Source organism: Pectobacterium sp. CFBP8739 (genome assembly GCF_013449375.1).
GTDB lineage: Bacteria > Pseudomonadota > Gammaproteobacteria > Enterobacterales > Enterobacteriaceae > Pectobacterium.
In genome coordinates this window covers 182,058-194,241 of the sequence record NZ_JACDRR010000006.1, presented here as the reverse complement: position 1 = coordinate 194,241, position 12,184 = coordinate 182,058, and the positions used below count along the sequence as shown (strand labels likewise).

Below are 12,184 nucleotides of genomic sequence, written 5' to 3'. Positions count from 1 at the left end.
GCCTCCTGCTATCAGGCTTCACGTGCCAGAATCGGTCGCAGGAAGCGCGCAGTGTGAGACTGTTCGCACTCCGCCACCGTTTCCGGCGTGCCGGAGACCAGAATTTCCCCGCCGCCGCTGCCGCCTTCCGGCCCTAAGTCGACAATCCAGTCTGCCGTTTTAATCACATCCAGATTGTGTTCAATCACCACGATGGTATTGCCCTGATCGCGTAGCTGATGCAGAACGGTAAGAAGCTGCTGAATATCGGCAAAGTGCAGGCCGGTTGTAGGTTCGTCGAGAATATACAGCGTCTGCCCAGTGCCACGTTTCGACAGCTCGCGCGACAGTTTCACACGCTGCGCTTCCCCGCCGGACAGCGTGGTGGCCGACTGCCCAAGGCGAATGTAGGACAGGCCGACGTCGATCAGCGTTTGCAGTTTCCGCGCCAGCGCCGGAATGGCATCAAAGAACTCTCGCGCTTCTTCGATGGTCATATCCAGCACTTCATGAATGCCTTTTCCTTTGTATTGAATTTCCAGCGTTTCACGGTTATAGCGCTTGCCTTTGCACTGGTCGCACGGCACATAAACATCCGGCAGGAAGTGCATTTCGACCTTAATCACACCGTCGCCCTGACAGGCTTCGCAGCGTCCGCCGCGCACGTTAAAACTGAAACGGCCAGGATTGTAGCCACGGGTACGGGCTTCCGGCACGCCAGCAAACAGCTCACGAATCGGCGTGAAAATACCGGTATAGGTGGCTGGGTTAGAACGCGGCGTGCGGCCAATCGGGCTTTGATCGATATCGATCACCTTGTCGAAATGCTCCAGTCCCTGGATCTCGCGGTGAGCAGCGGGTTCCGCCAGCGTCGCGCCATTCAACTGACGCTGCGCCAGTGGGAACAAGGTATCGTTGATGAGGGTGGATTTGCCCGATCCCGACACGCCGGTGATGCAGGTAAATAGCCCAACCGGTAGCGTCAGCGTGACGTCTTTCAGGTTATTGCCTTTCGCGCCAATCAGCTTGAGCACTTTGGTGGGATCCGCAGGCACACGCTGTTTCGGGATGTCAATCTTGCGTTTGCCGCTGAGGAACTGCCCCGTCAACGAATCCGGCACTGCCATGATCTCTTCCATCGTGCCTTCTGCAACAATCTGTCCACCGTGCACGCCCGCACCGGGACCGATATCAATCACATGATCAGCGGCGCGAATCGCGTCTTCATCATGCTCAACCACAATGACGGTATTGCCCAGATTACGCAGATGAATCAGGGTTTCCAGCAGGCGCTCATTGTCACGCTGATGCAGGCCGATGGATGGCTCATCCAACACGTACATCACGCCAACCAGCCCGGCACCGATCTGGCTCGCCAGACGAATGCGCTGCGCCTCGCCGCCGGACAGCGTTTCCGCCGAACGGGAGAGCGACAAATAGTTCAGCCCGACATTCACCAGAAACTTCAGCCGATCGCCAATCTCTTTCAGCACTTTCTCGGCGATTTGGGCGCGTTGCCCGCTGAGCTTCATATTCTGGAAGAATGTCATCGCATGGCCGATGCTCATATCGGAAATCTGCGGCAGTGTCGTCTGTTCAACAAACACGTTGCGCGCTTCTTCACGCAGGCGCGTTCCGCCGCAGCTGGCGCAAGAACGGTTGCTAATGAATTTCGCCAGCTCTTCGCGCACCGCCGTGGATTCCGTCTCTTTATAACGGCGTTCCATGTTGTGCAACACGCCTTCGAACGGATGGCGGCGTACCGAGGTATCGCCGCGATCGTTGATATATTTGAATTCGACGTTCTCTTTACCGGAGCCGTACAGAATGACTTTCTGAACTGCCGCACTTAGGCTTTCAAACGGGGCATCGACGTCAAATTTGTAGTGCTCCGCCAGTGAGCGCAGCATTTGGAAATAGTAGAAGTTACGGCGATCCCAGCCGCGAATCGCGCCGCCAGCCAGCGACAGCTCAGCGTTTTGCACCACGCGAGCCGGATCGAAGAACTGCTGCACACCCAGACCATCACAGCTTGGGCACGCGCCCGCTGGGTTGTTGAACGAGAACATGCGCGGTTCCAGCTCATGCATGCTGTAGCCACACACCGGGCAGGCAAAGTTCGCCGAGAACAGCAGTTCTGGCTGCGTCGGATCGTCCATATCCGCCACCACCACGCTACCACCGGACAGATCCAGCGCGGTTTCAAACGACTCTGCCAGCCGCTGCGCCAAATCGTCGCGCACTTTAAACCGGTCAACGACGACTTCGATGGTGTGCTTTTTCTGTAATTCCAGCTTCGGCGGATCGGACAGATCGCACACTTCTCCATCGATACGGGCGCGGATATAGCCCTGTGACGCCAAGTTTTCCAGCGTCTTGCTGTGTTCGCCTTTGCGATCTTTCACAATCGGCGCCAGCAGCATCAGGCGCTTGCCTTCCGGCTGTGCCAGTACGTTGTCTACCATCTGGCTGACCGTCTGTGCATCCAGCGGCACATCGTGATCCGGGCAGCGCGGTTCCCCCACGCGAGCAAACAGCAAACGCAGGTAGTCATGAATTTCGGTAATCGTCCCGACCGTAGAACGCGGGTTATGCGAGGTGGATTTCTGTTCGATAGAGATGGCGGGCGACAGCCCTTCTATATGATCGACGTCCGGTTTTTCCATCAGCGACAAAAACTGACGAGCGTAGGCGGAGAGAGATTCCACATAGCGCCGCTGCCCTTCGGCATACAGCGTGTCAAACGCCAGCGATGACTTACCCGAGCCCGACAAACCGGTGATTACGATCAGCTTGTCACGAGGGATTATCAGGTTGATATTCTTGAGATTGTGGGTACGAGCACCACGAACTTCGATCTTATCCATTCACACACTTCCCGGAATAAAAACGGTTTGTCATCGCCTCTCGAAGGGAGAGAACCGGTACGAAACGAGCAATTATGGCATAAAAAAAACGCCGGACGCGTTTTTTAACGTCGCTTGCGACGGCAAGATAGGGTGGCAAGCAGGGATAGCTTGCCATAAAAAAAGCTGAATGGATATCCAGTATTAAACCCGTTTACTTTGCAAACGTTGCAAATCTTACTTTCATTTCTGAAGCCATTTCGCAGGTATGACAGAGAGTTTTCCACATGGTAAGATTGATCGTTTAGACTTAGAAAATAAATCTACCGATTCATCAGGAGACGAGCATGGCCAGCAGAGGCGTTAATAAAGTGATTCTTGTCGGGAATCTGGGTCAAGACCCGGAAGTCCGCTATATGCCGAATGGTGGTGCAGTTGCCAACATCACGCTGGCGACGTCAGAAAGCTGGCGTGACAAGCAAACCGGTGAGCAGAAAGAGAAGACCGAATGGCACCGTGTCGTGCTGTTCGGCAAATTGGCAGAAGTCGCAGGCGAATACCTGCGTAAAGGCTCTCAGGTCTACATTGAAGGCGCACTGCAAACCCGTAAATGGGCCGACCAGGCTGGCGTAGAGCGCTACACCACCGAAGTCGTCGTTAACGTCGGCGGCACCATGCAGATGCTGGGTGGACGCCAGGGCGGAGGCGCACCAGCAGGTGGCGCTCAGCAACAAGGCGGTTGGGGTCAACCTCAGCAGCCGCAGGGTGGCAATCAGTTCAGCGGCGGCGCGCAATCTCAACAGCGTCCGGCACAGAACAGCGCTCCAGCACAAAGCAACGAACCGCCAATGGATTTCGACGACGACATTCCGTTCTGAGATTGACCTTAGAGTTATTTGTAAAGTTCAAGTCTGTAAGCCCCGTGAGTCGGGGCTTTTCTTTTTATAGAAGATGCAAAAAACAATGAACATAAACAATAGCCTCACTCCAATACATACACTCCCACTTATTCTTATCCAAAATAGCGGGGGAAGAAGCAGCCAGACTCAAGAAAGGAAAAAAATTGATATCTCTGAGTTTCCAGATGGAGTAGGAGCATATGTTATCCGATACTTGGACTATTCTATTCCTCGGTTTATCAAAGCCAGCCCTATATTAAAAATAGGTTGTACAACAGATAGCTTTAAAGGACGTTTCAAGAACTACAACCATCAATCGGACATGACCCTTCCCGATGTCAACTTATATGAACAGCTTAAGATCAGATCACAAAAAACCAATGTGAGAATAATGCACTTTCTTGCCCACAATAAACATCAAGATGAAATCGTTATCGATTTTTATTTATCCACACCAGATAACGAAAAATCGCCAAAAACGTTAGAACATGAACTCATCAGAAATTATCTGGAGATTCATGGCGAATTGCCACCACTTAATTTTGGCATGAAATAATATTCTCATCGATATAATTCTTTCGTCATTCCCCCACCCGCCGCACCGATTCCCTAACCACCACCTGCCCAGCCAGTTCAGTACGCTGGGCGATACCCAGCGCCTGTGAGGGCGTCATTTGCTGCGCCAGCAGCTGTAGCGCGGCGCGGGCGATGGTCTCAAATGGCAAATGCACCGTGGTGAGCGAAACCGGCAGCATGTCGAACGGCAGGATGTCGTCCATTCCCATCACCGAAATGTCTTCCGGCACCCGCAGTCCGTGCTGATACAACGCATCAATCACGCCGATAGCCTGATTATCCGCCGCGCAGAAGATCGCAGTGACGCCCAGCCTGTCGGGGTTAGCCGTCAGCCAGCGCAGCAGTGCATCACGCGCGGTACGCGGATGGAAATCCGGCAGCGAGAGGATCAGATCCTCATCCACCGCAATCCCCGCCTGCATGAGCGCATCCCGATAGCCTCGCTCGCGCTGTTTGATCGTCATACGCGACGTCCAGGTCAGGTGCAGGATCCGCGTATGCCCTTGCTCGATCAGGTAACGCACCGCCGCGGCTGCCGCATAGTGGTTAGCGGGCGTGACGCTGCTCAGCCGCATTGAGGGATCTTCACCGTTGATCAGCACGGCCGGAATGCCGCTTTCCGCGACAGCGTTCAGCAGCGTCGGGTGATCGTCATTCACAATCAGAATGCCGCTCTCTTTTCCGCCCTGAAGCTCACGCAGCAACTGCTGTTCGTTAATGGTGTCGTGCTCCCCCAAAAACGGACGCAGTTGGATGTTTCGTTGCAGACAGAGCGTTTTCAGGGCATTAATCAGCGTCAGCGACACCAGATTGTATTCGCTCTCCAACATTAGATTACGCGGCGTCGCGAGCAGAATGTGGCGCAGTGGTTCCGTCTGCGTGACGGTCGCTTTGGCCACTTTATGCAGCGGATAGCCCTGTTCGGTGGCGATCGCCATAATGTGCTGCCTGACTTTGGCACTGATCGGCGCCGTGCCGTTCAGCGCACGGGAAACCGTGCTGATGGAAACCCCCGCGCGGTCAGCAATATCCTTGAGTGTCGCCATTATTTCATCCCCGTGTTGGCAATCCCCGTCGTGATGTATTTTTGTAGGAAGACGAACACCGCCGTCACCGGCAGAAGCGAGAGCATCGTCATCGCCAGTATATAATGCCACTGCACCGAGAACTGCCCCTGAAACGCATTCAGGCCAATTTGCAGCGTAAAATTATCCTGACTGGAGAGGACGATCAACGGCCAGAGGAAATCGTTCCAGCGCCAGATCACCGAAAAGATCGCCAGCACCGCCAGCGCGGGTGCGGTTAACGGCAGGATGATCTTCCAGTAAATACGGAACTCGCTGGCGGCATCGATACGCGCCGCCTCGATCAGCTCATCGGGGATCGTCAGCATATATTGCCGCAACAGGAATACGCCGGTCGGTGTCGCCACCGTGGGAATAATCACGCCCCACAGGTTATCGCCCATGTTCAGACCAATCACCACCAGAAACGTCGGCACCATCACCACCGACAGCGGAATCATCATGGTGGAGAGAAACAACGTCAGCACCGTACCGCGCCCGCGAAACTCGTATTTCGATAGCGCAAAGGCAGCCATCGAACTGAGCAACAGCGTCAGCAGCGTCGCCATAACCGTTACGAATACCGTGTTTTTCAGGTACGTCGTGAAATGGAACTTCGTCAGCGGCGTGGCGTAGTTATCCATCTCCAGATGCAGCGCTTTCATCGGCACCAGATCTTTGGTCGGCACACGTACCACCTCACTCGGCGCATCCGGGTTAACCAACTGTGCGATCAGGCCGATGCGTCGCACCAGCGCCATGGTTTTCGCTTCGCCGTCGTCCTGCTTAACCTGCCACAGCTCCAGCGGCTTCGGGTACTCTGGCAGCGTGACGGTATCCGCCGCCTGCGGTAGAAAACTCGGTGGAAAACGGTTGATCTCCGCGGGGGTTTTGAACGACGACATCGCCGCCCACATCACCGGAATCAGCACCAGCAGCGTGCCGACCACCAGCCAGACCCAGCTCATGATATCCGTAATATGAATGCGCCCCGGATGACGGGTACGGGTGAGAAATGCGATTATTTTCATCATGGCTCCCGTTATTATTTCCCTTCCAGCCGACGCGTCAGCAGGAACTGCAACGCCGTCAGAATCATCAGCACCACGCCCATCAACACCGAGGCCGCCGAGGCCAGCCCGTAGAGCGACGCGTTTGACGAAAAGGCCGTCTGGTAGATGTACTGCACGATAAAGCTGTTGGCCGTACCAGGGCCGCCGCCGTTGGTGAGCACCCAGGCTTCATCGAAGATCTGCACGCTGTTGATAGTCAACAGAATCACCACCACCAGAATGTTCGGTGCCAGCAGCGGCAGCGTCAGGCGATAGAAACCACGCCAGCGCGAGGTGCCATCCACCGCCGCAGCCTCATAAATATCACGCGGGATCGCCTGCAATCCAGCCAGCAGGATCAGGGTATAAAACCCGACGTGAAACCAGACGGAGACAAACACCACCCAGAAGCGCGACAGCGTCGGGTCGAGCAGGAAGGTAATCGGCTGTCCCCCCAGCGACGACAGCACCAGATTCAGCAAGCCGTTGCGGTTCAGGAACCACTGCCAGATCAGGCCCACCACCACCGGCGACAGCAGCACCGGATAGAAGAACATGGCGCGGAAAAAGCCACGGGCGATAATCTTGCGGTTGAGGATCAGCGCCGTCACCAACGCCACCAGCAGCGTGCAGAGCACGTTGAAAAAGGTGAACGACACCGTGTTGTAGACGCCAGTCCAGAACAGATCCTGTTCACAGGTGGATGGCTCGGCATAATTGCCGCAGCTCAGCAGCGTGGAAAAGTTATCCACGCCCACGTAAGGGCGCTCCCACAGCAGGATATTGGTGCCGCCGGTAAAGGCATAGCACACCGCCAGCAGAATCGGAATAAAGACAAAAACGGCGAACAGCAGCATATTCGGCGCGATAAAAAACCACGGCATCACGTTGCGACCACCGAGTTTTTGTAGCAGATTCACCGCTTTTTCCACTGGCGTTACCAGCTTATCGATCAGCGATCCTGCGGGCAGTAAGGCAATTTTTTTCATGTCGTCCTCTCCCGTCGCGATAGTTAGTGCTCGGTACAGCGCGGTAATGTGTCATCCGTTTTGCTGTCGAACAGATGGCAATACGTCGGCGGGAAGCGGACGAACACCGATTCACCCGCCGCGAACTCGCGGTGCTGCGCCAGATGGACGATCATCTCATCATCAATGCCGCTCATTCGCCCGTAGATGAAAGTTTCATGCCCCATCATCTCGCAACGATCGACGCACAGCGCCATGCCCTCGCCGTCCTCTACCAGTTCACAGTGTGAAGGACGAATGCCGAGCGTGACGTTCTGACCGACCGTGCCAATAAACGGCAGCGCCAGACGATTGCCGGACGGGCACTGTACCTCGACGCCGTCCGCACGAGTGGCGACGATCTGCGCGGGGAACATGTTCATGCGCGGTGAGCCAATGAAGCCCGCGACAAATTTGTTTTTCGGCCGATTAAACAGTTCCAACGGCGTGCCAACCTGCTCGATACGCCCCGCGTTCAGCACCACAATGCGCTGCGCCATCGTCATCGCTTCCACCTGATCATGGGTCACGTAAATCATGGTGGTGCGCAGCTTCTGGTGCAAACGGGACAGCTCGCCGCGCGTCTGCACGCGCAGCTTGGCGTCCAGATTGGAGAGCGGCTCATCAAACAGGAACAGATCGGGTTCACGCACGATGGCGCGACCAATGGCAACACGCTGTTGCTGCCCACCCGACAGCGCGCGTGGCTTGCGATCCAGATAGGGTTCCAGCCCCAACATACGCGCCGCTTCATCAATACGGCTGTTAATTTCCGCTTTAGGGAAGTGCAGGTTTTCCAGCCCAAACGCGAGGTTCTTACGTACCGACAGGTGCGGATAGAGCGCGTATGACTGGAACACCATCGCAATCTTGCGCTCCGCTGGCGTGAGGTCATTCACCTTGCGCTGGTCGATCCACAGTTCACCGCTGGTGATTTCTTCCAGTCCGGCAATCATGCGTAGCAGCGTGGATTTCCCACAGCCCGACGGGCCGACAAAAACCATGAATTCGCCGTCATGAATCGTTAAGTCCACGCCTTTGATGATGTTCACCGCACCATAACTTTTGTGGACGTTTTTTAGTTCCAGACTCGCCATTGTCAGCCCTCGCAAACAGAATCTAACTGTGCCAATAACATCAGCATGACCAGCGCCTGCCCGTAAGGCACGGCAACATTGGGAATATCGCGATAGAACTGTAAGTCGTGTCCCATCGCCGTGCCGTCCGAGACACCCTGCACCACGCCCTGTGCGTCAATCTGCGCCACCACGGCGGCATAGCCTTTTTCCAGCACGTCCTGCGGGAAATCGCGCAACATGCCCAGCCGACGTGCCGTCAGAATACCGGCGATGAACCCCGCGCTGGCGGAGGTCTCCAGCGGCGAATCTGGGTCATCCAGCAGCGTGTGCCACAGGCCAGAATCGTGCTGACAGCGTGCCAGCGTGGTCGTTTGCTGCTCCAGAATCGCTTCCAGCGTGCGCAGAACTGGCGTGGACAATGCATCGTCCGCCAGCACCCGCATTTCCGGCAGCACCAGCGTGATCCAGGCGTTGCCGCGTCCCCAGAACGCATTGGCATAATGGTGGCGACCGACGAACGTCCAGCCGTGATACCACAGCCCACTGCGCACATCGGCCAGATAGCGCGCATGGGTGAGCAACTGGTATTCCGCTTCTTCGATCAGATCGCGGCGAGAGAGCAATTTCCCCGCGACCACCAGAAACAGGCCAGCCATGAACAGCGTGTCATCCCACAACTGCCCGGTGTTCGGGCGCTCTTTCACCGTGTGTTGGAAGCCGCCGTCCTCGGTTTTCGGCAGTGAGTGCAGCAGCCAGTCCGCCCAGTCGCTCACAGTTTCACGCCACTGCGCAGGGGCATCCGGCTTGTCCTGACACAGCAAGGCCAGCACCAGCATCGGTGCCGTCGAGTTGATCTGGCGCGGCGGCAGCCCGGCATCCAGCTTTTGCTGATACCAGTTCGCCAACGTCGTCAGCATGGTGTCGTCCTGCGTCAAATGCGCCAACTTCCAGAAGCCGTACAGCCCGACGCCAACTTCCCAGTCCCACTCTTCGAATTGAATCGTCAGCCCGGCATCCGGCGTGTCGTCCTGCGTCACGCTGTCGATTGCTTTCAGGCGGCAAAATGCCCGCGCCACCTGCGCCAACAGCGCTTCGGTTTGTTGTCGGTTAAGTGAACCTGTCTGCATGTCATGGGTTTCCTGTGTTGAACTGCGGGACGACCGGGACATCGTCGGGAAAAATGAAAGGCTGCTGCGCCACGCTGAATCCTGCCGTGTGGCTAAAGGCCAGTTCGCCGTAATCGGGATCGTCGATACGTACGCCGTCACGGTCCTGTATCAGCGAACACCCGCGGAAACGGGCAACGAATGCGACGAAACCTTCGGCACCATCGCCGCTGTCTACGGCAACGAACCACACGTTCTGCTCGCCATATACCCGTAGTTCGCCTTCCGCCTGCTGGCCTGCGCTCGCAAACGGCTGCAATCCGGCGGGATTATGGAAGGCGGCATAGCCATTGCCGCCGCGTACGAAGCACCAGACGTCTTCAACGATGACGTCATCCAGTGCGGTTTGCGGCAGATAGAGGTGTGTCCACGGGCGGACATCCTGTTGCAAATCGAACACCATCAGCGCCCGATTACGATGCTGCATCAGGTGCGGCAAACGTCCGTTGCCCGCCCAGTAAGAAGGACGGTGTACGCCGTCAGGGCGATCCTCACCGGGGTGGTTCACCCACAGGCGGGCGGCATAGTGCGTACCTAGCCGCACATCCAGCAGATGCTGCTGGTGTCCTAGCTGGCTGGGGTGATGATCGAAAACGGAAGAAAAGGCGACATCGCGCTGCTTCCAGGCGATGATGCGGGCGCTGCGGTTCAGCCCTTGCACCCAGCGAGCTTCTGCCCCGTGCGGCAGTGACCAGTGCGCAATCCGATCCGTCGTTTCCGGCGGCTGATAGTCGCTCAGGCACAGCAGCGGCAGCGCGGCGCAGTGCGGAATCAGCCAGCCCTCGCCCCACATCAGCGCACACAGGCCAGACAGTTCGGTCAACATGCCGGAGCGCAGCTCTTTATCGTAGGCGCGTCCCATGGTGCCAACCGCGACACCGTTCTGATGTACCCACGCCGTCATCAGCATGATGCGGTCGATTACCACGCGGGATTTCTCGCGCAGATCGGCATCCTGTGCCAGCTCGTACAGCGCCACCAGCCCAATCAGGTCGATGGGGTAATAAGCCGCCGAATTCCACTCCACCAGCCCATGTTCCAGAATGGAATCAAACCAGCGCGTCAGGCGTTCGTGGGCAATCGTCTTCTGCTCCAGCCCGCGACGACCGCTGCACGGGAAGGTGTCATCAGGGAGGTTTTGTCCGGCCAGATACTGAGCAACGTGGAAGCACAGGCAGTGGTTTTCGCTCCAGAACCACATGGTGTCGTTGCCCGGTTCATCAACCCAGTAGCGGAAACCGAGAATCGCGCTGCGCACGCGCCGCCAGTCCTGCGGCGGCAACTGCTGCCCCTGATAGCGCTGCCACAGCCAAATCAGCGGCACCAACTGGAAATCGGCACAGTCTTCGCGGCGGCTGATCTTTTGCAGCGCGCTATTGAGAATCGGCGCAGCAGCCTTGCTGCCCTCGCCCGTCGCGACAATCGACAGCAGCCGCCCGAGGCGCTCAAAGCCGTGCAGCGCGGTATGGCGCAGCACCGCTTCACGCCGCGCGGCCAGCGTCGGTAACGCAGGCATCGTTTGCGATGGCAAGCGCCCGAAACTGAGCGTTCGCGTCAGCGTAACGCCATTGCAGGTCGCGGCACAGACCAGATCGTAGTAACCCACCAGAACCGCTGGCAGATCCACCTGCCAGCCGAGATTACCCACAGGCAGCGTTTGTTTTTGCTGCCATGCGGGGACGGATTCGTTGACGTTGCCAATCAAGCGATGCGCCATCGTCACGGATTCCGGCAGCGGCTGCGCGCTATTGAGCACCAGCACAGGCGGTTGGATCAGGTTATTTTCCAGCGTCAGCCCATTCACCCAGCTATCCAGAGCGGCCAGCTGTGCGCTGAGCGCCACGTCGTCATCAAGCTGCCAGAAGAGCGTGTCGTCCCCCTGATAGCACAGGCTGAACAGGTAGTCGGTATCGCGCTCGCACAGCTCTTCGCTATGTACCACCAGCGTGTTCATCCCGGCTTTCAGTGGCAGCGTGATCGCACAGGTTTGTTCGGTATTGCGGGTAAAGGGCGTAAAGCGGGTAATCGGCTCGCCGTTCAGCCACAGCGTAACGCCGCCGCAGGTGCTGAGCGTAAAGGGTGCCGCCTGCGCGCTATCACTGTGAATCACGCAGCGGGAAAAGCGCTGAACGTGCACCGGACACGGCCAGAAATCGCTGAAATTCACGCTGCGGCTTTCATCGCCGCCGCTCCACATCAGCGGGAAACGTAAATCGTCCGGCAGCGCCACCTCACGCTTTGCCTCTTCCTGCAAAAAACGCACGCGACAGGGCAGCACACCGACATCGACAAAGCCGTTAATAAAGCGGTAATTCACCTTATCCGGCAACGTATCCGGCTCGGCGAAATAACGTTTTTCCGTCAATTCGGTAATTAAAAACCGATTAATGACGCCGTTCTTCTTTAATTTCCAACCGATATTCATACGGAATCCTGTTTACGGCTTTGACAAATAAAATAAAGAAAATGTATGGCTGCACGTATTTGCACTTTCGCTGTGCGTACGCTGCCAATAT

9 protein-coding genes are annotated in these 12,184 nt (G+C 56.7%); 2 read left to right on the top strand and 7 right to left on the bottom strand.

The window, feature by feature from the left end:
• Positions 1 to 11: 11 nt before the first annotated feature.
• Complete coding sequence (uvrA, locus tag H0247_RS05270) at positions 12 to 2,846, bottom strand: excinuclease ABC subunit UvrA (protein ID WP_180741591.1); 2,835 nt, start codon at positions 2,844 to 2,846, stop codon at positions 12 to 14.
• A gap of 326 nt (positions 2,847 to 3,172) precedes the next feature.
• Between uvrA and ssb1 the strand changes: the two genes are divergently transcribed.
• The gene (ssb1, locus tag H0247_RS05265; RefSeq protein ID WP_180741590.1) at positions 3,173 to 3,703 is read left to right on the top strand and encodes a single-stranded DNA-binding protein SSB1; all 531 of its coding nucleotides are present in this window, start codon (positions 3,173 to 3,175) and stop codon (positions 3,701 to 3,703) included.
• Between the two features lie 85 nt (positions 3,704 to 3,788).
• Positions 3,789 to 4,280, top strand: a complete 492-nt coding sequence (locus H0247_RS05260) for a hypothetical protein (protein ID WP_180741589.1) — start codon at positions 3,789 to 3,791, stop codon at positions 4,278 to 4,280.
• A 25-nt stretch (positions 4,281 to 4,305) separates the two neighbouring features.
• Here the strand turns inward: H0247_RS05260 and H0247_RS05255 are convergent, their stop codons facing one another.
• Genes H0247_RS05255 through H0247_RS05230 form a run of 6 tightly spaced genes read right to left on the bottom strand, consistent with a single transcriptional unit; the run spans position 4,306 to position 12,093 of the window.
• Positions 4,306 to 5,346: a LacI family DNA-binding transcriptional regulator gene (locus tag H0247_RS05255; protein WP_180741588.1), complete on the bottom strand. Its 1,041-nt coding sequence runs from the start codon at positions 5,344 to 5,346 to the stop codon at positions 4,306 to 4,308.
• Positions 5,346 to 6,398 carry a carbohydrate ABC transporter permease gene (locus H0247_RS05250; protein ID WP_219606630.1) on the bottom strand — a complete coding sequence of 351 codons (1,053 nt, stop codon included), beginning with the start codon at positions 6,396 to 6,398 and terminating at the stop codon, positions 5,346 to 5,348. Before H0247_RS05250 ends, H0247_RS05255 begins: the two co-directional genes overlap by 1 nt.
• Before the next feature lie 11 nt (positions 6,399 to 6,409).
• The gene (locus H0247_RS05245) at positions 6,410 to 7,405 is read right to left on the bottom strand and encodes a carbohydrate ABC transporter permease (protein ID WP_180741587.1); all 996 of its coding nucleotides are present in this window, start codon (positions 7,403 to 7,405) and stop codon (positions 6,410 to 6,412) included.
• Between the two features lie 23 nt (positions 7,406 to 7,428).
• Positions 7,429 to 8,520, bottom strand: coding sequence for an ABC transporter ATP-binding protein (locus H0247_RS05240; RefSeq protein WP_180741586.1), 1,092 nt, complete (start codon positions 8,518 to 8,520; stop codon positions 7,429 to 7,431).
• Between the two features lie 2 nt (positions 8,521 to 8,522).
• Entirely contained in the window at positions 8,523 to 9,629 is a 1,107-nt protein-coding gene (locus tag H0247_RS05235; RefSeq protein ID WP_180741585.1) for a glycoside hydrolase family 105 protein, read from the bottom strand.
• Position 9,630: 1 nt separating this feature from the next.
• A complete protein-coding gene (locus tag H0247_RS05230) occupies positions 9,631 to 12,093 on the bottom strand; it encodes a hypothetical protein (RefSeq protein ID WP_180741584.1) in 2,463 nt (820 codons plus the stop codon).
• Positions 12,094 to 12,184 lie beyond the last annotated feature (91 nt).